Genomic DNA, 23,938 nt, shown 5'->3' with positions numbered 1-23,938 from the left:
AGCAACATGTAGGAAAACTCAGTAAAGGAAATACCTTCACCTTCTCGCTGGATACGCTGCTTAACGGACTCTTTGTTAACCATATTGTTAACAGAGAAATGCTTGCCGACATCGCGCAGGAAATCGAGCACATTGAGGTCGCGAGTCCAGTCGAGGTTATTGGCGACAATGGCACTATTTTCCCCACAATCGAAATTGATAAATTGGGAAACCTGGCTTTTCAGCTTGTCTACCCAACCCGCAACAATATCGGGGGTATTCAAACTGCGCTCCTGAGCCTTAAAAGAAGGGTCACCAATCAGCCCTGTAGCACCGCCAACCAGTGCAATTGGTTTATGCCCTGCCGCCTGAAACCTCTTCAAGGTCAGCAACGGTACTAGACTGCCTATATGAAGGGAGTCTGCAGTGGGATCAAAACCGCAATACAGGGTTCGACTCTCCGACAAATGCTGCGTCAGTTCGCCGTCACCAGTCGCTTGATTAATTAATCCGCGACGGTCCAAGTCTTCAAGCAGTATCATGTCGACCCCAGCCATGCTTTCCCCTCATATATAGGCTTGAAATTAGCGCCACCAAGCGGCGGCAAAATGCGCTGCAACATTACCGAAGTTTGCGGCAAATACAAGCGTGCAGCAGCCCAGTATCCGCACTAAAAACAAAATTCATGAGGAACCAAACCGTGCAAAGACGTGTCAATTATCTCGTGAACCAAGGCGGCTTTTTTGCTATAAAGCCCCTCCAATGCCTGTTTTTTAGACACTCAGTTTTTCAAGCGCAAATAACAACGACCGCCAGTACCATCCGCTAACGCCATGCAAAACCATCGTAAATCGAGTACAGGCCTCCGTATTGGCGGCTTACCCAAGCATTTTCCCCGCGTTCATGCGCTGACCGCTGGCATCGCAGCCTTTGTCCTTATGCTGGCCGTTCTGATTCCTTCACCGGAGATTTCCTCCAAACGTACATCGCTACCCGTCAAACTTTCAGAGGTCACAAGCGGCGACAGCACTGAAGCCAAACCTGCACTCACTTATACGCCGGCGGAGACCCCACTGCTTAACGTCAGTGTTGAGGCGGTCAAGTCGTTGAGTCTTGAAGTACGTAACGGGGATACTCTGTCAGACCTATTTCAACGTGCAAAAATCAGCGCCAAAGAGATGTACCAGCTTCTGGGTAGCGGCAAAGAGGCAAAACAGCTGGCACGTCTAACTCCGGGTGAAGAGCTGACCTTTCAAACAAATAATGATGGCCAGCTGCAGTCCCTTAAATTGCAGCGGGACCGACTCAATCAAATTGAGTTTACCCGCACAAATGCAGATAAGTTTGAACACGCACTGATAACTCGTGAGCCCGACAGCCACCCGGCTTACCGACAGGCCCAGATCGATAGCTCCCTATTCCTGGCCGGTAGCGATGCTGGGCTGAGTGACAGCCTGATAATGGAGATGGCGGATGTATTCAGCTCCGATATCGACTTTGCCCTAGATATTCGCAAGGGCGACAACTTTAGTGTGATGTTCGAAGAGTTGTTCCTGGATGGGGAGAAAATTGGCAACGGTCCTATCTTGGCGGTCAGTTTTACCAACCAGGGAAGAACTTTTAGCGCTGTACGCTATGTGGATAACAGTGGTGATGCCAATTACTACACGCCTGAAGGCAAAAGTATGCGCAAGGCATTTATCCGCACACCACTGGACATAGTCCGTATCAGCTCTCACTTCAACCCGAGCCGCCTGCACCCTGTATTCAAGTCACGCCGACCTCATAATGGCACCGACTATGCCGCTCCAAGAGGCACCCCCGTTTACTCTACTGGCGATGGTCGGGTTATCGCGTCCGGCTATAGCAAACCCAACGGCAACTACGTATTTATCCAGCACGGCGAACGGTATGTAACCCGCTATCTCCACCTGACCAAGCGCAAAGTCAAAAAGGGCCAGCGCGTTAAGCAGCGCCAGGTTATTGGCACTGTGGGGTCTACCGGTTATGCCACTGGCCCGCACTTGCACTACGAATTCCTGGTGGATGGCAGACATCGCAACCCCGCCACCATTGTGCGCAAATTGCCCAAGGCAAAGTCGGTACCGACTTCTGAGATGATCCGTTTTAAAAACCAGACCCAGCCACTTCTGGCGAAACTAGAAAACTTCCAGGGGCCGGCTCTGGCTCAACTGGATGAAGAAAGCCCCTAACAAGCGCCAACGAATATGCCCGATCTGTTTATCGGCCTGATGTCCGGCACCAGCGTTGACTCCATTGACGCGGTGCTGGTCGATTTTGGCGATGAAGAAAAAATAAACACCCGTATCCTGGCTGCGCTAGCCCACCCGATTCACAGCGGCCTGCGCGAGGCTATCCTCAGCCTCTGTGCCCCCGGCCCTTCAGAGTTGGATCGCGCCGGACAGTTAGACCGGCAACTGGGACAGGTTTTTGCCGAAGCCACCAATACCCTGCTAGCCCGAGCCGGTGTTGAGGGTCAGTCTGTTACCGCCATTGGCAGTCACGGCCAAACCGTACGCCACCGCCCCCCAGGCACAGTGACTTCTCCCTTTACTTTGCAACTCGGTGACCCCAACACCATCTCAGCACTGACGGGCATCTGCACCGTTGCGGATTTCCGTCGCCGGGATATCGCTCTCGGTGGTCAAGGAGCGCCTTTAATGCCGGCGTTTCACCAGGCCGCTTTCAAAACTGATGGAAGCCGTGCTGTGGTCAATATTGGGGGGATGGCCAATATCACTGAGCTGACGGCAGATGGCCAGGTTTACGGCTATGACACAGGTCCAGGTAATGCATTACTCGACTACTGGGTGAACCTACACAAAAACCAGCCCTACGATAGAAATGGAGACTGGGCCGCGAGCGGTCGCGCCAATGCTGAACTTCTCAACCGCCTCCTTTCAGATCCCTATTTCTCCGCCGAGCCACCCAAGAGTACTGGCCGTGAAACTTTTAACCCCAGCTGGCTCGAACAGGCCTGCGCCGGTTTGGAAGTGGCGCCGGTAGATGTGCAGGCGACCCTGTCTGAAGTGACCGCAGCCAGTATCGCCGACGCCGTGCATAATTTTGCCGAAGGCGGCGAGCTGCTCACTTGCGGGGGCGGGGCAAAAAACAAGGACTTGGTTACACGATTACAGCGCCGCTTGCCCACCTGGTCTATTACTGACACGGGCAGTTACGGTATTGACGCAGACTGGCTCGAAGCCGTTGGATTTGCTTGGTTGGCCCGCCAGACATTGAGAGGGCTGCCCGGTAATTGCCCGGGAGTGACTGGCGCGCAGAAAGAGGCGGTTCTAGGGGCTATTTACCCGCCCTGATCAATAGGACGGGTTAGGATTTCTCAAATAGAGAAAGAGGAGCCGCAGCCACAGGTAGCGGACGCATTGGGATTTTGTACTACGAAGCGCGACCCCGAAAGGCCTTCTTCGTAATCAACATTGGCGCCAACCAGGTAGGGGTAGCTCATCGCATCCACCAAGACCTGAATGCCATCCTTTTCTATGATGGCATCATCTTCGGCAACCAATTCATCAAAGGTAAAACCGTATTGGAAACCGGAACAGCCGCCTCCGGTCACGAACACCCTGAGTTTCAGCTCCGGGTTGCCCTCCTCTTCCAACAGGCTTTTTACCTTGGCCACAGCCTTGTCTGTGACCACGAGTGGCGCGGGAGAAAAGGATACAGCTTCTGACATAAGTCTCTCTCAACTCATCGGGACATTCACCGCTCGTATAAAAGTTATAACGAGTGCAGCCCCGGGGGCGTCATCTTGCTTAAACCCAGCAATTCAGTCAAGTATTAACCGACAGGTGGGCCGGTACAACAAAGTACCAGCGCCAGCCAATACTACCCGGACTTAAGAGGCTTCAATGACAGTTTCATCTTCGGAATAGCCGAGCATATGGGGCTCACCCGCGCTACTCAAGTCGGCACTGGATACCAGGGCACCGTTTACCTGGGCACCTTTCAGCATCTCGATCAGCTTATAGTGTACATTGCCTTCTACCATTGCCTTGGAAGCGAGCTCCAGGTGGCGCGCAGCAAACACATCCCCTTTGACATTGCCATTGATCACTACCTGAGGCACACGAATTTCACCCTCAATGATGCCGCCATCCACAATTTGCAGGCGCGCATCACTATCACTGTGAGCGGTAACATTGCCACGCACCTTACCTTCGATGACCAGGTTGCCACGGAAGTGGATATCACCGCTGATCTCAGTCTGACGAGCGATCAAAGTCGTGTGGTTACTACCGGTATTGGCCATAGTTATCTGTTTCTCTTTTTTTCTTAACATAATCCCCAAAACCTCGTGCCTTTGGCACCTATGCTAACTTTCCTGTACTAACCAACCGTAGCGCTGCTCAATATTAAAGCCCTTGCGCCCAGAAGATTTAAGTGACAACTCCACACCTTCGGGCACAAATCCCTCCGGCAAGCGCAGCTCTCCCTCGATATTCTGAAAATATTTAAAACGCAGCTGAATCGACTCACTATCCACCTGCTCCGACAGTTCCTTCAGAGGGTAACTCTTCGGTTCCCCATCCTGACGGCCCACTACGGTAAATGTGGCCGTGCCTTTTACAACATCCCGACGCGCTGCGGACTGTTTGATCTGTAACTTGTACTGGTAACTTTTTGGATCGCCGGTCTGCGAGAGGATAAAGCGTCCAATGGACACCCCCTCACCCCCATCTTCAGGGGCCATGACGCCGCGATAGAAAGAAATTTCCTGCTTTAGCTCTGCGATCTGGCTCTCTTTCTGCACCAGTTCCGCACGCACCGACTCACTCGCCTGCTCACCGATAGTCAGCGACTGCTCTGCAGTGGCAACCCTCATTCGCAGGGATTCATTCTCACTCTGAAGCGCGGTAACACGATCGAGTACTTGAGTATGCTCCAGTGTCTTGCGATCGAGGCTCTGGCGCAGCTGATACTGCCCGGCGAAATAGGACCCGGCCGAGGTCACTAATACCAAAAAAACGACCCCCACTACGGCAATGACACCAGAGAAGGGTTTATGAGGCACCACTTTCATGCGGTACTGCTTGCTGCCTTTAACTTTGAGCACCATGAAATCTGCTAAGTCTTATCCGGGATTTATCGATTGTCGGGAAACACCCGATTCTAAGGCAGCAGTGCCGGGCTATCCAGGCCCAACGTCTCAGTTAAGCCAAACATAATATTCATATTCTGGATTGCCTGGGCGGACGCGCCTTTGGCCAGGTTATCAATGGCCGATAATACCAGTACCGTATCCCGCTCCTGAGGTTGCAATACCGAGATGCGGCACATATTGGTCCCTCTAACCGTACGAGTCTGAGGGTGGCTGCCCGCCGGCATCACATCTACAAAAGGCTCATTTTTATAGCGGTTTTCAAAGATCTGTTGAAGCTCATCGGCATCAACCTTCCCCACTGACCGGGCAAATAAAGTAGCGTGGATACCGCGAATCATGGGAAGTAAATGCGGTACAAAAGTCACCTGCGCGGGAGAGGATTCAGTGGCCTGCACTCGACGAAGCCCCTGTTCAATCTCGGGTAAATGACGGTGCCCGGCGGCAGAATATGCGCGGAAGTTGTCGCTATTCTCAGCCATAATCAAGTCGGTCTTACCCTGTCGCCCCGCACCACTGATACCACTGGCCGCACTGGCGATCAGCTCACCAGGTTCTACCAGGCCCTTTTCCAAAAGCGGTATCCATCCCAATTGAATCGCGGTGGGATAACAGCCCGGGCAGGCTATCAACTGCGCATTGGCAATCTGTTCCCGATTAACTTCTGGCAAACCATAAACAGCGCTTTGAGCTAATTCCGGAGCGGCGTGGGCCTGACCGTACCACTGCTCCCAGGTAGGTATATCTTTCAAACGGAAATCGGCGGACAAATCGATCACTCGAACTCCGCGTTCAATAAGTGCCGGTACCTGGGCCTGGGCAACGCCATGAGGTGTAGCGAAGAATACAACGTCACAATCCGCCAGCTGTTCGAGATCGGGGCTACAGAAAGACAGCTGCGAGTGCCCTCTCAGGCTAGGGAAAAGCTCGGCAACCGGGGTACCATTCAACGAACGGGAGGTGATTGCGGTAACTTCCGCTTGTGGATGTGTTGAGAGAAGCCGAAGTAATTCCACCCCTGTATAGCCGGTGCCCCCGACAATCGCTACTTTTATCACCTTGCTAAAATCTCCGGTATATCCGCCAACTGAGACGATAATCGTAAAACCAGACAGGCACTCTACCACAAGCCCCAGCATTTTAAGGATGTGCGGTGTCACAGCCCCCAAGGAACTCGCTAAAAAAGTCGTTTTCGCGTTATTTAGTTAGGCCGGGCAGCCTCGAAAATATACGCTTACAGCTTTCCTCCAAAGACGCGCTGGCGCCTTTACTGGGGATGGCCCTGATCACCGGCATCCTGGCCGGAGGGGTAACTGTACTTTTTCGGCTGGCAATGGAGTGGCCGACCACGCTGTTTTTATCAATCCCACAAAATTACGAATCCCTTCCCCCATTCTGGCGCTTCGCATTGCCTGTCATCGGCTCTCTGGTAGTGGGATGTATCTATTTATTTCTAAATCCCAGACGCCGCCAGGTGGGAGTGGTCCATGTCCTGGACCGGCTCTACAACCACCAGGGGCAAATGCCAATGCAAAATGCCCTGCTGCAGTTTTTTGCCGGCGCAATAATTTTAATTAGCGGCCACTCGGTGGGGCGGGAAGGCCCAGCTGTACACTTGGGAGCAGCCAGTGGCAGCTGGTTAGCTAGGGCGCTGAAGCTCCCCAATAATTCTGGTCGCAACCTACTGGGGTGTGGTGTAGCCGCAGCAATTGCGGCCTCCTTTAATACCCCGCTGGCGGGCGTGGTATTCGCGATGGAAGTCGTGATGCTCGAATATACTGTGGCAGGTTTTTTACCCATAATTCTCGCGGCTGTTGCCGGTAGCACCATCACCCAGCTGACTTTCGGTAGCCAGCCGGACTTTAATGTACCCGCGATTCAACTCAACTCCCTTGCCGAGCTGCCGCTACTTTTTGTGTGCGCACTGGTTATTGGGGTTCTCGCCGGATTATTTATCCGCTCCCAGCGTATTTTGATTCCCCAGCAGCGTTACTCCCCACTTCTTCGGTTTCTCTTGGTTGGCCTTGTTACTGGCACCTTGGGTATCTGGGTACCGGAAATCCTCGGCGGTGGGTATGACACTTTGCAGATGGCAATGCTGGGGGAGTTGGGGGTCGCGACACTCATTGCTATTGTCGCCGCGAAATTAGTCGCAACCGCTTTGGGGGCAGGGCTCGGAATTCCCGGTGGGGTAATAGGCCCCAGCCTGATTATCGGTGCCTGTATCGGTGGTATTGCCGGTGGCCTGGCTAACTTGTGGCTGGGTGAGCACACCGCGAGCCCCGGCTTTTATGCCATGGTGGGTATGGCGGCAATGATGGCTGCCATGCTCAATGCGCCTCTAGCTGCGCTACTCGCTATCTTGGAACTTACCTATAACCCACATATTTTATTCCCTGGAATGATGATGATCGTGGTCGCCACATTAGTAAGCCGCCAACTCTTTTCCACTATCGGTCTCTATCACGAAACGCTGCGAGCCCTGAATAAAGCGGGAATGCCGAGTTGGCGACAGCAAATGCTGAGCAGTGTCGGAGTTGCCAGCGAAATGAATCAGAGCTTTGTTGTGACTCCTAGGGAAATTACCCGCGCTGCGGCAACAGAATTAATTAATCAACATCCCGAGTGGATTCTTATCGACTTACCCAAGGAGCCGGCACCGCAACTACTGCGTGCAGCAGACTTGGCAACTTTTCTTCGCGGTGGTGCGAAAGAGGCAGCCGAGAGCGAAAAACAGGCTTCCTCCGCATCAGATAAATTACTAGACCCGGGAGAAATGATCGATTTATTGAGACTACCCGGCGAACGCAAACAGCTGGCGTCCCTAAGCTGGCGAGCGACAATGCTGGAGGCCTCGCAAAAGCTGGAGAGAAGTGGCGCGGATGGCCTATATGTCTGCCGTCATAAAAGCGGTTCGCTGGACAATCGCACGGCGGGCATTATTCTGCCGCTACAAATTAACAACTTTTACCGGAAGTAATTTTTCTTCCCGTTTCTTTTAAGGGGACTTTCAATGCTGTGGATCAAGGCTTTTCACATTATTGCGATGGTGTGCTGGTTTGCCGCACTTTTTTATCTGCCACGACTGTTTGTCTACCATGTCGATGCCACTGATGCCGTTAGTCGCGACCGCTTCTGTATTATGGAACGCCGCCTTTATCGCGGTATTGCCATTCCTTCCATGCTGGCCACCGTTGCCTTGGGCATTTGGCTCTACAGTTTGAATCCAGCCTACTACACCTCCGCCGGCTGGATGCACGCAAAACTGACTTTTGTTGTTCTCCTCCTGGGCTATCACCATATCTGTGGCGCCTATGTTCGCAAGTTTGCCCGGGGAACCGTTACCCGCAGCCGCCGCTACTTCCTAATATTTAATGAGTTCCCAGCAGTTGCACTTGTCGCCATCGTCATTTTGGTTGTCGTAAAGCCATTTTAATTTGGCGCGTATTCATTCCTTGTCAAAGGCGCTCAGCAACTAGAATTAGGCGCACAGCTAATGGCCGTCATGTAGAGCACTTATGGATACACCTCAGCCCGTTATTCTGACCGTTACTCACCACGACCCCAGCGGCAGCGCCGGAATTGCCGCAGATACTGAGACAGCGGTCAGTCTCGGCTGCCATGCGGCCTCGGCAGTTACCGCCATCAGCGTGTGTAACACCGGTGAATTGCTGGGTGTCGCCCCAGTCGACGACAGCCTGCTAATTGAACAAACCCGGGCCGTTTTGGAAGACATGCCGATCGCCGCGATCAAGGTCGGCTACCTGGGCTCCGTGGAGAATGTGCGCGCGCTTCACAGCGTACTCCACGACTACCCGGATATTCCCGTCGTTATCGACCCCGATGCCACACTGGCCGACAAAGAGAGCGTACTCGCCCCGCCTCTGTGGGAGGCTATGGTGTCGCTGTTGTTGCCCAAGGCGACCATGGTGTGCCCCAACCGCAGGGAAGCTCGCGCCATGGCTGTGGAGGCCGATGTCCTCGACGCCATGGCCCAGGAAATCCTCGAATCCGGCTGTCGCTACCTGTTGCTGACTGGCGTGCCCCACGAGCAACAATTACAGAACCGGCTCTACGATGAGCGCGGCCTCATGCGGGAGTTCAAGTGGGAGCGCTTGCAGCCAGCGGCCTATGGCGTCTGCGGCACCCTCGCTACTGCCATTGCCTGCCATATCGCCCACGGGCTGACCATTATCGAAGCGGTTACCCGCAGTCAGCAGTACGCCTGGAGTGCGATCAAAGACAGCCGGCGCCTGGGAATGGGGAGGCCGATCCCCAACCGGCTGTTCTGGTGCGAACGCTAAACCTGGAGCTGCTGACACAAATTTCGCCCCTGCCCCGATCAGTCTCACCGTCCCCATGACGGTGAGATCTTCTGTCTACACAGTCTGTGACCGGTCGTCGCCAATCTACACATTGTCCTCAGGCGCCACCCCCGCGATAATGCTCCCCAGGCCCTTTATGCAGAACCTGAATATAAGTTTATGAGTAAATCCGAGCAGCTCTTCGCAGAAGCACAGCAGTACATTCCCGGCGGCGTTAACTCTCCGGTACGGGCTTTTCGCGCAGTCGGCGGTACCCCGGTGTTTATCCGCCGTGCCGAGGGCGCCTACCTCTACGATGCAGACGAGAAACGCTACATCGACTACGTACAGTCCTGGGGCCCCATGGTGCTGGGCCACGCACACCCGGAAGTTATTGAAGCCGTGGTGGAACAGGCCCAATCGGGACTGAGCTTCGGTGCGCCAACCGAACTGGAAACCGAACTGGCCGAAGAACTCTGCCGCCTGTGGCCGAATATGGACCTGGTGCGCTTCGTCAATTCCGGTACCGAAGCCACCATGAGCGCGATTCGCCTGGCCCGTGGATTTACCGGGCGCGACAAGATTGTGAAGTTCGAGGGCTGCTACCACGGCCACTCCGACTCCCTGCTGGTTAAGGCCGGCTCCGGGGCCCTGACCATGGGTGTACCCTCCTCTCCCGGCGTTCCCGCCGCCCTGGCAGATCACACCATCACCTTGAGCTACAACGATGCTGATAGTGTGCGCAGCTGCTTCGATGAGCTGGGCGATCAAATCGCCTGTATCATCGTCGAGCCTGTTGCCGGCAATATGAACTGCATTCCGCCGGTACCCGGCTTCCTGGAAACCCTGCGCGAAGTTTGCGACCAACACGGTGCCCTGTTGATTCTCGATGAGGTGATGACCGGCTTCCGGGTGAGCTTGACCGGGGCCCAGGGCTTCTACGGTATCGAAGCGGATATCACCACCCTCGGCAAAGTCATCGGCGGCGGTATGCCCGTTGGCGCCTTTGGCGGTAAACGCGAGATCATGGAACAAATTGCACCCCTGGGTCCGGTTTACCAGGCGGGCACCCTGTCCGGTAACCCTGTAGCTATGGTCGCGGGCTTGGAAACCCTGCGTTTGGTGGAAGAACCCGCCTTCTACGAGCCTTTAATTGCCAAAACCGACCGTTTGGTAGAGGGCATCCTGGCGGCTGGTAAAGCCGCAGGTATCCCAATTACCGCCAATAAGGCCGGCACCATGTTCGGATTCTTCTTCACCGAAGAACCTAAAGTAACTAACTATCAACAGGTAATGGCCTGCGATAACGAGCGCTTTAACCGTTTCTTCCACGGCATGCTGGAAGAAGGTGTCTACCTGGCACCGGCCTCCTATGAGGCAGGGTTTATGTCCGCAGCTCATACCGATGAGGATATTGAGGCCACAATCACTGCCGCTGAACGCGTCTTCGCCCGCCTCGGCTAATTGCCCACCTCTCTCCAGCACCCGCAGGCTGCGGGTGCTGCTTCTATGCCCATTTTACTTTACCCCCCCCCCCCCCCAATAAAGCCCCAGTCGCTTCACCGCAAAGTTATTGCGCTCAAAAAAACTAACAGCTAAAAATGTATACAAAATATAAAAGGTATACATTTTGAAAAGCTCACCGTTTTCAGATACCAGCTTGTCCGCCATCAGCGCAGGCTTTGTCGCCGTGCTGGTGGGAGTAGCCAGTTCCGCCGCCATAGTCTTTGAAGCCGCGCGTGCAGCTGGCGCAAGTGAAGCAATGATCGCCTCCTGGATTGGCGCTCTTGGCCTGGGGATGGGCATTACCTGTATTGCCTTCTCTTGGTATTACCGCGCCCCGGTAATCACTGCCTGGTCAACTCCAGGTGCTGCACTCTTGGCCACCAGTTTAAGTGGCATACCCATTTCTGAGGCGATTGGTGCTTTTGCGTTTAGCGCCCTGTTAACACTCCTCGTGGGCTTGTCCGGAGCCTTTGAGCGGGTAGCGCGAATGGTACCGGCTCCAATTGCCAGCGCCATGCTCGCAGGCATACTTCTGCAATTTGGTCTCTCAGTATTTACTTCTCTGCAGGCACAACCGCTATTGGTCGGCATCATGTTGGTGACCTATCTGATCGGGCGCCGTTGGGCGCCTCGCTATGCCATTATTTTGGTACTAGCGGCTGGAGTGGCGACTTGCTGGAAGTTGCAACTCATTGCATCGGCCCAGATCGGCTGGCAAGCGGCACACCCTGTTTGGGTCACCCCAGAATTCCGCCTCTCCACTTTAGTTGGCATTGGCCTTCCTCTTTTTATCGTCACGATGACCTCTCAGAATCTACCCGGAGCGGCAACCCTGGCCGCCAGTGGCTACAGTAGAGTGCCTATATCTCCTGTTATTAGCGGCACCGGCCTCACTTCTTTATTGCTGACACCTTTCGGTGGCTTTGCATTTAATCTGGCAGCTATTACCGCTGCTATTTGCACCGGCCCGGAAGCCCATCCCAATCCCGACAAACGCTATACCGCCGGCATTGCCGCCGGCATTTTTTATCTGTTGGTGGGCCTCTGTGGCGCTAGCGTTGTGGCATTATTCAGTGCCTTTCCCCAGGCACTGATTGCTGGCCTCGCCGGCTTGGCACTGATTGGCGTCATTGGTAGCAGCCTGGCTGGAGCAACAGCCGAGGCCGACAGTCGCGAAGCCGGAATTATCACTTTTCTGATCAGTGCTTCCGGTATCAGCCTCTTTGGCATTAGCTCTGCCTTTTGGGGGCTGCTGGGAGGTCTGGTGTGTTACTGGTTTTTCAAGCGCAGGAATTAATAAACATCGATGGGCCTCTACGAAAAAATTAAGTCGGACTTGCAGCATGGGCGCTTCGCCGCCGGCCAGGTGCTAAAGCAAGCCGAACTGGCAGAGCTTTACGCCGTAAGCCGTATTCCGGTTAGGGACGCTCTACAAAGATTGAAAAATGAGGGCTGGTTAACCGGACACGGAAAACGCGGCGTCGCAGTGCCGCAGTTTGACCCTATTGAAGTGGAAGACCTCTACCTGATGCGCATGCGCTTGGAACCGCTGCTGCAATCCCTGGCACTGGAAAGCCTTAATGGAGAGATTCTGGGGCGGGCCAGAGATATTCTGGAATCCATGCAAGCCAAACCTGAACTCTCCGCCGAACAGATCGGAAAAATGAATTGGGAGTTCCATGCCTGTATTTACCGGGCAGCTGCAAGACCCACGCTATTTAGTACCGTCGAGCAACTGCACCGGCAATGTGAGCGCTATATCGGTTACCAATCCCACGGTCTGAATTACCAGGACACCAGTCAGGACGAGCACTTTGCAATACTCAATGCACTCCAAGAGGGAAACGGGGACCAAGCCGCCGCACTGCTGGCAAAACATATAGAAGCCGCCGGCAAACTATTGGTAAGGCACTTACATCAGCCCCATTTTTAAACCGCTTTCCCTCAGCAATCGAAAATCACCCACTGCGGCAATTTGATATGATGGCTGCCAATTGCGGCTGCGGGGTTTCTGCGGCCCTATGGATAGCCGGAGTAATTTCCCGATGAGCCAAAGTTTCGGCCGTGGTGCCTACCCCAACACTCGCCTGCGTCGCCTGCGTGCAAAGGATTTTTCCCGTCGACTGGTGCGGGAAACCCAGTTGAGCAGTGACGACTTGATCCTGCCACTGTTTGTTATTGAGGGGCGTAACGAAACCCAAAAAGTCGCCTCAATGCCGGGTGTTGAACGCCTGAGCGTGGACCTGTTGGCCAAGAAAGCGAAGACAGTTCGAGAGTTGGGAATCCCCGCAATAGCCCTGTTTCCGGTAGTCGACCCGTCGGCAAAGTCCGATTGCGCCAGTGCCGCCCACGACGCCGATGGCTTGGCACAAAGGGCTGTTCGCGAGCTGAAAAATGCGGTACCGGAATTGGGAGTTATCACCGATGTAGCCCTGGACCCCTTTACCAGCCACGGCCAGGACGGGCTGATGGACCACAGCGGTTATATCGTCAACGACGAAACCGTTGAGGTATTGGTACAGCAGGCCCTGTCACACGCTGCAGCCGGTGCCGATATGGTGGCCCCCTCGGATATGATGGATGGCCGTATCGGAGCCATTCGCGATGCTCTCGAAGGCGCGGGCCACAGCAATACCCTGATTATGTCCTACGCCGCTAAATATGCCTCCGCTTACTACGGCCCCTTCCGCGATGCAGTGGGCTCTGCCGGGAACTTGAAAGGTGGCAATAAAGCGAGCTACCAAATGGACCCCGCCAATACCGATGAGGCATTGCACGAGTGCGCCCTGGATCTGCAAGAGGGCGCGGATATGGTGATGGTGAAACCCGGTATGCCCTACCTGGATATAGTGCGTCGGGTAAAAGAAGAATTGCGGGTTCCCACTTTCGCCTATCAGGTAAGTGGGGAGTATGCGATGCATTGCGCCGCCTTTGAAAATGGCTGGCTGAAGCGAGAGGCGGTTATTCTGGAGTCCTTACTGGCCTTTAAGCGCGCCGGTGCCGACGGCATCCTCACCTATTTCGCCGAAGAAGCCGCACAGTTGCTGCAAGACTGATAGCCGGCGATAAAGCGCGCGATTCAATCGCGCGCTACCTTCCCTAGGGCCACTGATCTTCCAGGTCAGGCCCCACCGGCTGGGCTTCCTCTACCGGTACGCTGTGAGCCCTCCCGCCAAAAGTATTATCTCTTGGCAGCTCCAGGGGCTCCTCTTCATAACCGGAGCCATACTCGGGATCTACACCAAACTCTTCCGCATCGTCACCTCGAAGTTGCTCCTGCAATTGTTGGCGGCGCTGATCGCGCATCTGCTGCTCACTGGTATCCACCCCCCAACCGGGACTCATCTCCTCTCTGGGAGCCGCTTCGTCGCGACCATTGCCAAATAGATTGCGGAACCAGCGCCAGCGATTCTGCCCCCGACATTCCGGCGCCGGTTGCAGCTGGCTTTCGTAGGAGAAAGGAATCTCATAACCACCGCGACAGTAATCCGGGTCCATAAACTGCCCCCGGGAGTTCACTGACTTAAGCTCCACTCCTCGGGGCATCTCTGCCGGTCCGTGTTGATGGGGCAGCTTGCGCATAATCTCCGTCCAGATCGGCAGTGCGCCGGTAGAGCCAGTTAGGCGCGTGCGCTCATTATCGTCGCGCCCGAGCCAGACTACGGCGGTTACTTCCGGGGAGAAGCCCGCAAACCAACTATCGCGGTTATTGTTAGTGGTTCCGGTTTTCCCGGCAAAGGCGATACTACTTGGCAAGCGCTTGGCGGAGCGGCGTCCGGTACCCTCACGCATGGCCTGCTCCAGCCCCCAGCGCAACAGGTAAGCTGGAACGGGGTCGACACCGCGATTAGCCTTGCGGCGGAAGTGCTGTACACGGCCGCCCTGGGCATCAGAAACCGCCAGCAGTGTGCGCGGCTGTACCGTCTCACCATTGTTCGCGATGGTCTGGTACATACCGGCAACTTCGAACGGGGTCATCTCAACAGCACCAAGCAACATCGCCGGCACTCGGGGGAGCCTGGATTCAACACCCAGGCGGCGAATCGTCTGGCGCACATTCTGCAGGCCGAGATCCAATCCCAAATGGGCCGTCGCCAGGTTATAGGACTTGGCCAGAGCGATATAAAGCGGTATCTGTCCGTGAGCGCGCTTATCGAAGTTCTGCGGCATCCATACATCGCCATCCGCCTCTTCAATTCTCACCGGGGCGTCATCGATCAGGGTGGCCAGGTTGTACTCTTCCGGTCGCTCTAGAGCAGTGAGAAACACAGCCGGCTTAATCAGGGAGCCCACCTGGCGGCGGGCTTCCAGCGCCCGGTTGAAGCCTGGGTAGTCCGGGTTCCGATCTCCCACCATGGCCAGCACATTGCCGTTGCGATTATCCAACAATACTGTCGCGGCCTGGAGTGAATTAGCTTTGATCCCTCGGTCTTTCTCCAGCTGGCTAACGCCCTGACTGATGGACGCCTCAGCCAACTTCTGCACCGAAGGGGCCAAGGTGGTGTAAACCCGTAAACCCGAAGTGCGCAATTCCTCGTAGGAGTAGTAGGGACGCAATTCAATCAACAGCTGCTCAGTAAAGGCCGGGTAAGGATTCTGCGCACCGACACCACCCTTAACCACCCCCAGAGGCTTGGCGGAATACTTCTGGAATTCCTCCTGGGTAATCAGCCCCTGCTCCAGCATCAATTCCAGCACGGTATTGCGCCTTTGCAGTGCTCTCTCGGGATTGCGCCAGGGGTTGTAGTAAGACGCACCTTTCGCCAGCCCCACCAACAGCGCTACCTGATGGGGCTCCAAGGTATCCAGGGGCTGCTGGAAATAGAATTCAGAGGCCAACCCAAAGCCATAAATACCTCTGGCACCCTGCTGACCCAACCACACTTCGTTGATGTATTCCTGCAGGATATAGCGCTTGTCGTAGTGCATCTCCATCAGGATGGCCATCAGGGCCTCGTTGAATTTACGCCTCAGGCTGGGCTTATGGTCAAAAAAGATATTTTTGACCAACTGCTGGGTAATTGTGGAGCCACCCTGTACCAATCGTCCGGCTTTTGCGTTTGCCACCATGGCCCGGGCAATACCGCGAGGGGAAACACCAAAGTGATTGAGGAAGTCCTGGTCCTCAACAGCAATCAGGGTATTGGCTACCAAGGGAGGAATATCATCGAAACGCACTGGATTGCGGTCATCGCCTCCCCCCAGTAGAGAGCCGATATTAGCTGCGTCCAGGCGAAACTCTGCCAGGCTTCGGCCATTGTCATCACGCAGGCCGCTGATTTGATCATTGCGCAGACGGAAGGAGACCACTGCAGCAGGCTGGCGGCCATTGGCATGGATAAAGTCCCGGCGCCAGACCTTGTAATTCATTCCGTCCTGAACCCAGGAACCAGGCTCACTCAGAGTGCCCTGCTTGCGGTAATTCAAGGCAGCAAATTCGGACTCCAACTCATCCGGATGCATTGCCATACCCTCGCGCAGCACCAGCGGGCGAGCATAGACTCGGGCGGGGAGTTGGTATTGACGGCTATCCAGTCGCTCGCGCAGCTGCACATCCAGGTAAGCCATATACGCTGCCAGCGCCAGGGAGCCCACCAGGGCTAAAAGCACTAGCAGCTTGAGCCAGCGATATCGTCGTTTGGGCTTTGACGCTCTGACGCGCCGGCGTTTCGTTGATGCCATATGAGGATTCAGTCCCGCTGCCAACTCAGTACATCAAGCGACTCATGAGACCTAACCAGCCCCAATCGAAGAGTCGAAGGCAGGGTACCAGCAGGTGGCAGCTCCGCTGGTATCTTGCTGCCAGTGCCTTTCAACACTGGCGGGCCCACTCAATTAGCGGGCTAAAATCCAGGCTTGGCAGTATCTATCACCTGGAGGTTTACGTGAAGGTGCTATTTACACCTGTGCGAGGATTGACCGCAGCAACCGCCTATAAGTTCACCAAGATGTAACAAGCGCCTATGTGAGGGTTTGCTGTCGCCAGCCCTCCCCAATGCCTTGCACTTGGCAAAATCACGTCCATAATGCGGCGGAAATGTAGACAATAAGCCCGAATAGGAATGATATGCAGCAATACGATCTCTACGGCATAGGTGCCGCCCTACTCGATACAGAAATCGAAGTGTCGGACCAGGATTTGAGCAGCCTTGGCGTGGAAAAGGGAATCATGACCCTGGTAGATGATGCCCGTCAGCAACAGCTGGTAGACGACCTTCAAAACCATATGGTCACTGCCAAATTGGCTTGCGGTGGCTCCGGTGCCAATACAGTCATTGCTGCCAGCTATTTCGGTCTCCGCACCTTCTATTCGTGCAAAGTTGCCGCTGACGAGAATGGTGATTTCTACAGAAACAACCTTAACAGCGCCGGGGTCGACTACCCCGAAACACTGAAGCAAGCTGATGAGGGCACTACCGGCAAATGCCTGGTGCTTATCACCCCGGATGCCGAACGCAGTATGAACACCTATCTGGGAATGAGTGAACAGCTCTCAGTCGCTGAACTGGACAGCGATGCACTGTCCGCCTCCAAGTGGGCCTATATCGAAGGCTACTTGGTCTCCTCTGAAACGGGCCGTGCCGCAGCGATCAAGCTTCGCGAAGAAGCCGAAGCCCACGGAGTTAAAACCGCTCTCAGCCTGTCTGATCCGGCTATGGTTCAGTTCTTCGGCGAAGGGCTGCGGGAAATGATTGGCGGCGGTGTGGATATGCTGTTCTGCAACCGGGATGAGGCTCTGGGCTTTACCGGTACCGACTCTGTGGAGGGCGCCGTTGAAGCGCTGCGCGATTACTGCCGCAGTTTCGCGATTACCCTGGGCGCCGATGGCGCACTGCTATGGGACGGCAACGACGTTCACCGCATAGAGAGTCCCGAAGTCCGCGCCATCGATACTAACGGCGCAGGCGATATGTTTGCCGGTGCTTTCCTCTACGGTATCAACCGCGAAATGAGTTTTACCGAAGCCGGCGAACTCGCTTGCCGCGCTGCCGCCCAGGTGGTGAGCCAATACGGCCCGCGACTAGAGGCCGAGCAGCACTCCGAATTACTCGCACCGGTTGTTTAATAGTAATTGCCTAGTAGCAGTTATCTATAGACACATGATTTCCAGGGGCCCCTAAGGCTTGGGCCCTCTGGAATGGTGGAGCATCCCCGGGTAGCTATCCAGCTCCGGTAGCCCCGTCGCTGCGGAAATACCGAACCCCTGGGCATAGTCCACCCCCATCTGGCTCAATTTTTCCATTAACTCCGGGCTCTCTACATACTCGGCGATAGTGCTGATACCCATTCTCTTCGCCAAGTGATCAATAGTGCTCACCATTGCGCTATCAATTTCATCCTCGAGCATATTGCGCACAAAGCTTCCATCGATTTTAAGAAAATCTACCGGCAGCTGGCGCAGATAAGCCAGGGAGGAAACACCGCGACCAAAGTCATCCAGGGCAAAGCTGCAACCGGCGGCTCTCAGCTTGTGGATAAATATCAGGGCTCGTTCAAGATTATTGATGGCGCTGGTTTCTGTAATTTCAAATTGAACCCGCGAGGGCGTTACACCGGCATCGGACAAAGACTGCAGCACAAAATCAGCAAAGGTCTCATCCCCCAGGCTGATGCCGGAAATATTGACCGCATAATTAATTCCGCCCATCCCCAGGCGCTGCTCCTGGGCCATATAGTCAAAGACCCGGCGAATTACCCAACGGTCCACTTCCTCGATCAAGCCGTAGCGCTCTGCGGCTGGCAAAAACAGCCCCGGTGAAATCACTCCACCATCACGGCCGCGCATCCGCACCAGGATTTCATAGTGGTGGACATTGCGGTCCCCCTTTAGTGAAACCACTGGCTGTCGGTACAACATCAGGCGATCTTCCCGCAAAGCCGCGTGAATTTCCGCAACCCAAGTGGTCTCGCGACGCTTCTCCAATACCTTGCGGGAGTCGCCAAACAGCTTAACGCGATTTCTGCCCTGCTCCCGGGCACTGCAACAGGCATCATTGGCCGACGCCAGTAATTGGCTGGCATTGGGGGTAAAGTGATCGACTCCAACAACACCGATCGACACCGCGACCCGGTTGTCATTCCCCTCCCAGAAAAAACTGAAGTTCTGTACAGAGTCGCGCAGCCGAGCCACCACACGACCACCCTCTTCCAGGGTGCAGTCGCGCAGTAGTATCGCAAACTCATCACTGCCGACTCGGGCAAATAGATCGTCGCTGGAGAGGCAGCGCTTGATTAACTCCACCAACTGAACCAACAACTGGTCCCCGGCAACAAAGCCCAGGGTGTCGTTAATAACTTTGAATTGATAAACATCCAGGTAGAGTAATACATGGTGCTGGCGTTTATCGACACAGAGGCTGAGTTGGCTTTGCAGCTCACTCTCAAAGAATTGTCGGTTGGGCAGTCGGGTTAAGGCGTCGTGGCTACTCTGCCACATAAGGCGGGTGGAAACCCGGCGTGCGGCAGAGGTATCCCGCAGCACCAAAACATAATTTTTAAGCACCCCCATATCCCAAAGAGCCATTACCTGCACGGTCACTTCAAGTGGGACATGCTCTTCCCCAGGGCGCTCAATACAGGCATTAAACTCTCTGGTTCTGGGTACTTCACCCAGGTCACTGGATGCGGGTAGTATCGGCTCTATCGCATCGCCCCGGCTATTGCACAGGCGCAAACCTTCACTGAGTGGCTGGCCGGGCAGCAGTCCAACCAGGTCCCCAGTCATTTCGTTGACCAGGGGGTTGGTGTAAACCACCGTGCCCGCAGCATCGGTGACAATGACACCATCCGCAACTTCACCGAGAGCCGCCTCCGCCGCCTGTAAACTGATCTGCTCACAGGGGCGCAGCCCCTCTTCCAGCTGGGCGAGGGGGCCGAGGTAACTTGCCGCCTCTGGATTAAACAGCGTCACGGGAAAACTCACTCAAAACACAACAGAGCAAAGCGCAAACCTTTCCCAGTAGCGGGGAGGTGCCTTGCGACATGCCATAACCGAAAAAGGTTACCGACATCATCGCCCACGATCGCCGATTTTATTCAATTATCCAGCCTCCCAGCCGAGTTTTTTCTGCAAATGTATAAATTGCACATTCACAGATTGCTGCGCAAGAAATTTTTTAATTTCTCGTCTTCAAATACTCTCTGCAAGGTTGCGCTAAGCAGTCCATTCACACGACTTTGGACTTCTTCACGACTGGGCTTAACCAGGTTCCGATCTTTGCCGGAAGCGCTGTAAGTGCCGAAATAAGTGCGAGGACCAATTTTCACTTCCAGGTGAATTTCAGCAGCGGTGTCAATCTCAGTGGTATAAACCGTATTTGGACTGTTGTAGGTGAGTTTTACCAATTTTGCGATCACCTGAACTTCCGGCGCGGTATCGGTAATTCGAAATGACCAATTTGAAAAACCCTCACGCAATCCCGCTGCAATAGCCTCACCAGCGTCATTGCCAATACTTACCTGAGCAGTATCCGCATAAACACCTCCCAATGATCCCAAGCCGCCAGAGGGCAGTTCATTAACTCCCATCACACTCATACTAAAGCCTTCGCCTATCGCTTCAGGAGCAACCTGAACCTGAGGCTGCAGCCAAATTTGCAGCGGGCTGTGAGCACAAGCGCTGAGTAGCAGCGCACCGGCAAAAACCAATAACTTCTTCATGTTTAATTCCCCCTCACTTCAAAAAAACTGCCAATTCAGCCATGGTGATGGTGGTGGTGCTCACCCTCATCACTCATCCGAACTATTGGCACAAGAATATCTACACTGCTGCCATCGGCAAAAAGCAGTCGCAACGGCAACTCTTCCCCCGCCTGCAAGCGCAGACCTTTAATCATTAAGTGAACTCCACCGGGAGCCATATCTACACTTGCCCCGGCGGCTATCGTCAGCTGATCCAGCGGGCGCATCCGGTTTATTCCGTTCTCCGATATTGTGGTATGCAGGTCTGCCGAAGCCTGCTCAACACCCGGCAACTCCACACCTGTGAGTACCTGACTCGAATCACCAGTGTTGTGCAGCGACACAAAGGCAGCGCTCATCGAAGGCCCGGGAGGTGTTTCCCGGGCATACCCCTCTGCCGTAATTCCTATGGAATAGGCGCCTTTAGACACAAGAAGTGCGGTGATTAAGAAGGCAAATGCCAATACTTTTTTCATGGTGCCCCTCCGCTGGGCTTAATCAGAATCAGTTTCGCCGGATTCCCGACTTTAATATCTCCACGTACCCGATACCCGGGCACAGCCTCCCGCAGTTGCTGATAAACCCAACGGCCCTCAGCATCACTGCGCGCTACGATAATGACGCGCAGCTGCTCGCTGCGAATCCTGCCCGCTACTCGCTGCAACTGTTCCACCAGCCCGGCAGACCTTGCTGCAAGTTCACCGGCTGGCAGATCTATCACCTCCCCTTGCGGTAAATCGAGCTGCGCTCTCCCCCGCTCGCGGACCAACTGTGTACGCACTTCAGCCACCAGCGGATTGGCCGGGGCCAACATCTCGGCCCGTTTCAACAGGGTATTCACCTCCCCAAAATCCCTGCGACGCAGGGCGTCCCGCGCCCGCTCAACATAGGTGACCACAATGGTTTGAATACCAGTTTCTGCCTTGCTGTTATCCGGTTGCAGTTGCAATACACGCAGGTAATAGTCGTAGGCACTGGCGCCGGCAGGCTGGGTTAGATGCCCTTTGCGTAGCGCCTGTTCCGCAAGACTCAAAAAAAAGGAAATATTGTTGCGCCGAACCTGGTCTTGGGATGGCGTCTTTTTAGGGGCGGGAGGAGGGACAACCGTTTTAGGTGCGGGCTTATTGGATGAGCAGGCCCCCAGGCAAAATGCCAGTAGCAGTAAAACCCCAAGGCTGTGAAGGCGTTCAAATGACGGCAAAACAATCCCCTATTGTTGTTTTTTTGTACCACTGGCGTCGCTATACTGCTGCGGCGACTGAACCCCCGTCTGGTGCAGCAGTCTGAACTATGCGCCCGACTATAATGAATTTTTTCATCTATGGCTGTGATGACCAAAAGTTTCCGAAAAAATTTCCTCGTTCTGCTGACAATCCTGCTGGCCATAACCAGCATTGGAGCTACAGCGCAGAATTCCGATAACCCTTTTGCCTCGCTGAGCAGCGCCCAGGAAAACACTTTCCTGCCGGTCGATGAAGCTTATCAGCAGGACCTGCTCTTTGATGCCAACGGCCTCAGCGCACTCTTCCAGATTGCCCCAGAGTACTACCTCTATCGCGAAAAACTGGCGCTGTACAGGGTCGATAATGGTGAAAAAACTCCCATCCCCCTGAACCTGCCAACCGGTGAAGTTATTTGGGACGACTATTTCGAGAAAGAGACTGAGGTCTACCGAGGCCAGCTCGAATTTGCCCTGGACATCCCTGAAACCAGCGGTTCTACCCAACTGGAGCTCCACTATCAAGGCTGCGCAGATGCCGGCCTTTGCTATCCACCTCAGACCCGTTACTACAGTGTGGATTTTGCCAGTCAGGATATAGAACCGCAGGACAGCGCCTTAATTACAGGCGCGCCCACTCCGCCAGCGAGTGCTGGCGGTTCCGCCGGCAGTAGCAATGTCACCTTATCACTGGCGCTGCTTCTCGCATTTGCCGGTGGCCTGATCCTGAACCTGATGCCCTGTGTCTTCCCAGTACTGTCGATTAAATTACTGGCAGTGAGCCAGGCAGCACAAAATGCAAGCCAAAGGCACCACCACGGCTGGGCTTATACACTGGGCGTAGTTCTGAGCTTTGTGGCTATCGCCGCTGTGATGCTCGCCCTTCGCGCCGGCGGAGAGGCTGTCGGCTGGGGCTTCCAGCTTCAATCCCCCTGGTTGGTGGCAGCACTCGCCTACCTGTTTTTTATCATGGGGTTGAGCCTGTCTGGAATGACCGAACTCGGCAGTAACCTAATGGGTATTGGCGGCAACCTGAATAAACGTCAGGGGTTGTCGGGCTCTGTGGCATCCGGCGCGCTGGCAACCCTGGTGGCCAGCCCCTGCACTGCGCCGCTGATGGGCTCCGCACTGGGGTTTGCTGTTACGCAGCCCGCACTAATTGCGCTAAGTGTTTTTGCCGCCCTTGGCGCCGGTATGGCGGCCCCCTTCCTGTTGTTGACCTATATCCCCGCTCTAGCCGAAAAGCTGCCCAAACCCGGCCCCTGGATGGATCGCCTAAAGCAGCTGTTGGCATTTCCGATGTATCTCACTGCGGTATGGCTACTATGGGTTCTGGGCCGACAAGCCGGGGGGGATGGAGTTGCCCTGGTACTGGCTGGTGCCGTAGCCATTGCATTTGCCCTGTGGCTTTGGCCGCGTCCGCAATGGCACTGGCTGCGCGGTTCCCTGGCCCTGGCCTCCCTGGCCTTGGCAGTTTTTCTACTTCCGCAACTGAAAACCATCAATCAGTCTGAACAATTGTCCAGCAGCGATTACTGGGAGCCCTATTCGGCAGAGAGACTGGAGACTGCACGCAGTGAGGGGCGTGCAGTTCTGGCCAATATGACGGCGGCCTGGTGCATCACCTGCCTGATGAATGAGAAAGCTGTGCTGTCGAGCACCGAGGTCAGTGATGCTTTGGAGCGCCTCAACGTGGTCGCGCTGAAAGGCGATTGGACCAACCAGGATCCGCGAATCAGCGAATTATTGGCCAAATACGGGCGTACCAGTGTGCCGCTGTATCTCCTCTATCCCGCCGATGGGGGCGACGCAAAAATACTGCCGCAAATATTGTCTCAAGATGATTTACTACAGGAATTGGAGAACGCTGTGGGCTCCCCTTTGAGCACTGGGGTGACTCAGTAGAGTTTTTGGCGCCTTTGTAGCCAATAACCCAAGGTAAACAGGCCACAGCCCGGATATTTTGAACTAATTTTTTGCCCAATATCGCCGAACTGCTGCTAACTTCGATAAACTCCGAGTCTGGCATGGACAGGGAGTCACTTTTGCGGCAGACTCGGTTAATGAGTTCGGGCAGCTAGGCCGAAATTTCGAGTTTGCCCGCAAGAT

The 23,938-nt window shown here is 54.8% G+C and carries 21 protein-coding genes (1 of these 21 running past the window's edge); 11 read left to right on the top strand and 10 right to left on the bottom strand.

Features of this window, described 5'->3' with window-relative positions:
* On the bottom strand, positions 1–536 hold the start of the coding sequence (gene tyrS / locus ACJJIE_RS19410; protein ID WP_444892709.1) for a tyrosine--tRNA ligase. Its footprint begins 769 nt before the window's first position; 536 of the gene's 1,305 nt are visible here — the first part of the coding sequence; the start codon lies at positions 534–536; the stop codon falls past the left edge of the window.
* 276 nt (positions 537–812) lie between these two features.
* On the opposite strand from tyrS, the gene ACJJIE_RS19405 reads away from it, so the two are divergent.
* Both ACJJIE_RS19405 and ACJJIE_RS19400 read left to right on the top strand, forming a co-directional pair.
* On the top strand, positions 813–2,192 hold the full coding sequence (locus ACJJIE_RS19405) for an OapA family protein (protein WP_444892708.1): 1,380 nt from the start codon (positions 813–815) through the stop codon (positions 2,190–2,192).
* A gap of 15 nt (positions 2,193–2,207) precedes the next feature.
* On the top strand, positions 2,208–3,317 hold the full coding sequence (locus ACJJIE_RS19400; protein WP_444892707.1) for an anhydro-N-acetylmuramic acid kinase: 1,110 nt from the start codon (positions 2,208–2,210) through the stop codon (positions 3,315–3,317).
* 23 nt (positions 3,318–3,340) lie between these two features.
* Here the strand turns inward: ACJJIE_RS19400 and erpA are convergent, their stop codons facing one another.
* The 4 genes from erpA to argC all read right to left on the bottom strand — a co-directional run bounded on the left by erpA (position 3,341) and on the right by argC (position 6,177).
* Positions 3,341–3,694: an iron-sulfur cluster insertion protein ErpA gene (gene erpA, locus ACJJIE_RS19395; protein WP_108731633.1), complete on the bottom strand. Its 354-nt coding sequence runs from the start codon at positions 3,692–3,694 to the stop codon at positions 3,341–3,343.
* A gap of 162 nt (positions 3,695–3,856) precedes the next feature.
* Entirely contained in the window at positions 3,857–4,300 is a 444-nt protein-coding gene (locus ACJJIE_RS19390; RefSeq protein ID WP_282934417.1) for a bactofilin family protein, read from the bottom strand.
* Between the two features lie 33 nt (positions 4,301–4,333).
* Positions 4,334–5,077, bottom strand: coding sequence for a DUF6776 family protein (locus ACJJIE_RS19385; RefSeq protein WP_413664271.1), 744 nt, complete (start codon positions 5,075–5,077; stop codon positions 4,334–4,336).
* 53 nt (positions 5,078–5,130) lie between these two features.
* Positions 5,131–6,177, bottom strand: a complete 1,047-nt coding sequence (argC, locus tag ACJJIE_RS19380; RefSeq protein ID WP_282934591.1) for an N-acetyl-gamma-glutamyl-phosphate reductase — start codon at positions 6,175–6,177, stop codon at positions 5,131–5,133.
* Positions 6,178–6,395: 218 nt separating this feature from the next.
* Between argC and ACJJIE_RS19375 the strand changes: the two genes are divergently transcribed.
* The 7 genes from ACJJIE_RS19375 to hemB all read left to right on the top strand — a co-directional run bounded on the left by ACJJIE_RS19375 (position 6,396) and on the right by hemB (position 13,985).
* Positions 6,396–8,099, top strand: coding sequence for a chloride channel protein (locus tag ACJJIE_RS19375; protein WP_444892706.1), 1,704 nt, complete (start codon positions 6,396–6,398; stop codon positions 8,097–8,099).
* A 33-nt stretch (positions 8,100–8,132) separates the two neighbouring features.
* Positions 8,133–8,555, top strand: coding sequence for a protoporphyrinogen oxidase HemJ (gene hemJ / locus ACJJIE_RS19370; protein ID WP_282934420.1), 423 nt, complete (start codon positions 8,133–8,135; stop codon positions 8,553–8,555).
* A gap of 82 nt (positions 8,556–8,637) precedes the next feature.
* Positions 8,638–9,423 (top strand): bifunctional hydroxymethylpyrimidine kinase/phosphomethylpyrimidine kinase, encoded by a 786-nt coding sequence (thiD, locus tag ACJJIE_RS19365; protein ID WP_282934421.1) that lies wholly within the window; start codon positions 8,638–8,640, stop codon positions 9,421–9,423.
* 180 nt (positions 9,424–9,603) lie between these two features.
* Entirely contained in the window at positions 9,604–10,887 is a 1,284-nt protein-coding gene (gene hemL, locus ACJJIE_RS19360) for a glutamate-1-semialdehyde 2,1-aminomutase (RefSeq protein ID WP_282934422.1), read from the top strand.
* A 166-nt stretch (positions 10,888–11,053) separates the two neighbouring features.
* Positions 11,054–12,226 carry a benzoate/H(+) symporter BenE family transporter gene (locus ACJJIE_RS19355; RefSeq protein WP_444892705.1) on the top strand — a complete coding sequence of 391 codons (1,173 nt, stop codon included), beginning with the start codon at positions 11,054–11,056 and terminating at the stop codon, positions 12,224–12,226.
* A gap of 9 nt (positions 12,227–12,235) precedes the next feature.
* The gene (locus ACJJIE_RS19350; RefSeq protein ID WP_444892704.1) at positions 12,236–12,862 is read left to right on the top strand and encodes a GntR family transcriptional regulator; all 627 of its coding nucleotides are present in this window, start codon (positions 12,236–12,238) and stop codon (positions 12,860–12,862) included.
* Positions 12,863–12,974: 112 nt separating this feature from the next.
* Positions 12,975–13,985 carry a porphobilinogen synthase gene (hemB, locus tag ACJJIE_RS19345; protein ID WP_444892703.1) on the top strand — a complete coding sequence of 337 codons (1,011 nt, stop codon included), beginning with the start codon at positions 12,975–12,977 and terminating at the stop codon, positions 13,983–13,985.
* A 43-nt stretch (positions 13,986–14,028) separates the two neighbouring features.
* On the opposite strand, the gene mrcB is transcribed toward hemB, so the two are convergent.
* Complete coding sequence (gene mrcB / locus ACJJIE_RS19340) at positions 14,029–16,611, bottom strand: penicillin-binding protein 1B (protein ID WP_444892702.1); 2,583 nt, start codon at positions 16,609–16,611, stop codon at positions 14,029–14,031.
* A gap of 385 nt (positions 16,612–16,996) precedes the next feature.
* Here mrcB and ACJJIE_RS19335 point away from each other — a divergent pair, with 385 nt between their 5' ends.
* Complete coding sequence (locus ACJJIE_RS19335; protein ID WP_413664263.1) at positions 16,997–17,995, top strand: adenosine kinase; 999 nt, start codon at positions 16,997–16,999, stop codon at positions 17,993–17,995.
* Positions 17,996–18,046: 51 nt separating this feature from the next.
* On the opposite strand, the gene ACJJIE_RS19330 is transcribed toward ACJJIE_RS19335, so the two are convergent.
* From ACJJIE_RS19330 to ACJJIE_RS19315, 4 genes are all read right to left on the bottom strand, one after another.
* A complete protein-coding gene (locus ACJJIE_RS19330; protein ID WP_444892701.1) occupies positions 18,047–19,840 on the bottom strand; it encodes a putative bifunctional diguanylate cyclase/phosphodiesterase in 1,794 nt (597 codons plus the stop codon).
* A 179-nt stretch (positions 19,841–20,019) separates the two neighbouring features.
* The gene (locus ACJJIE_RS19325) at positions 20,020–20,589 is read right to left on the bottom strand and encodes a YajG family lipoprotein (RefSeq protein WP_444892700.1); all 570 of its coding nucleotides are present in this window, start codon (positions 20,587–20,589) and stop codon (positions 20,020–20,022) included.
* A 35-nt stretch (positions 20,590–20,624) separates the two neighbouring features.
* A complete protein-coding gene (locus ACJJIE_RS19320) occupies positions 20,625–21,086 on the bottom strand; it encodes a copper chaperone PCu(A)C (RefSeq protein ID WP_413664261.1) in 462 nt (153 codons plus the stop codon).
* Positions 21,083–21,811, bottom strand: a complete 729-nt coding sequence (locus tag ACJJIE_RS19315) for an N-acetylglucosaminyltransferase (RefSeq protein ID WP_444892699.1) — start codon at positions 21,809–21,811, stop codon at positions 21,083–21,085. The genes ACJJIE_RS19320 and ACJJIE_RS19315 overlap by 4 nt, the downstream gene beginning before the upstream one ends.
* Before the next feature lie 120 nt (positions 21,812–21,931).
* Here ACJJIE_RS19315 and ACJJIE_RS19310 point away from each other — a divergent pair, with 120 nt between their 5' ends.
* Positions 21,932–23,734 carry a protein-disulfide reductase DsbD family protein gene (locus ACJJIE_RS19310; protein WP_444892698.1) on the top strand — a complete coding sequence of 601 codons (1,803 nt, stop codon included), beginning with the start codon at positions 21,932–21,934 and terminating at the stop codon, positions 23,732–23,734.
* Positions 23,735–23,938: the final 204 nt, after the last annotated feature.

This window comes from Microbulbifer maximicatervae (SeqCode) (genome assembly GCF_052467325.1).
Note: the sequence above shows the minus strand (reverse complement) of the source record. Positions and strands in the feature narration are given on the sequence as shown.

Coding starts and splice junctions, on each gene's coding strand:
- ACJJIE_RS19405 (WP_444892708.1), top strand. CDS start 813: ATGCAAAACCATCGTAAATCGAGTACAGGCCTCCGTATTGGCGGCTTA.
- ACJJIE_RS19400 (WP_444892707.1), top strand. CDS start 2,208: ATGCCCGATCTGTTTATCGGCCTGATGTCCGGCACCAGCGTTGACTCC.
- erpA (WP_108731633.1), bottom strand. CDS start 3,694: ATGTCAGAAGCTGTATCCTTTTCTCCCGCGCCACTCGTGGTCACAGAC.
- ACJJIE_RS19390 (WP_282934417.1), bottom strand. CDS start 4,300: ATGTTAAGAAAAAAAGAGAAACAGATAACTATGGCCAATACCGGTAGT.
- ACJJIE_RS19385 (WP_413664271.1), bottom strand. CDS start 5,077: ATGGTGCTCAAAGTTAAAGGCAGCAAGCAGTACCGCATGAAAGTGGTG.
- ACJJIE_RS19375 (WP_444892706.1), top strand. CDS start 6,396: ATGGCCCTGATCACCGGCATCCTGGCCGGAGGGGTAACTGTACTTTTT.
- hemJ (WP_282934420.1), top strand. CDS start 8,133: ATGCTGTGGATCAAGGCTTTTCACATTATTGCGATGGTGTGCTGGTTT.
- thiD (WP_282934421.1), top strand. CDS start 8,638: ATGGATACACCTCAGCCCGTTATTCTGACCGTTACTCACCACGACCCC.
- hemL (WP_282934422.1), top strand. CDS start 9,604: ATGAGTAAATCCGAGCAGCTCTTCGCAGAAGCACAGCAGTACATTCCC.
- ACJJIE_RS19350 (WP_444892704.1), top strand. CDS start 12,236: ATGGGCCTCTACGAAAAAATTAAGTCGGACTTGCAGCATGGGCGCTTC.
- hemB (WP_444892703.1), top strand. CDS start 12,975: ATGAGCCAAAGTTTCGGCCGTGGTGCCTACCCCAACACTCGCCTGCGT.
- mrcB (WP_444892702.1), bottom strand. CDS start 16,611: ATGGCATCAACGAAACGCCGGCGCGTCAGAGCGTCAAAGCCCAAACGA.
- ACJJIE_RS19335 (WP_413664263.1), top strand. CDS start 16,997: ATGCAGCAATACGATCTCTACGGCATAGGTGCCGCCCTACTCGATACA.
- ACJJIE_RS19325 (WP_444892700.1), bottom strand. CDS start 20,589: ATGAAGAAGTTATTGGTTTTTGCCGGTGCGCTGCTACTCAGCGCTTGT.
- ACJJIE_RS19320 (WP_413664261.1), bottom strand. CDS start 21,086: ATGAAAAAAGTATTGGCATTTGCCTTCTTAATCACCGCACTTCTTGTG.
- ACJJIE_RS19310 (WP_444892698.1), top strand. CDS start 21,932: ATGGCTGTGATGACCAAAAGTTTCCGAAAAAATTTCCTCGTTCTGCTG.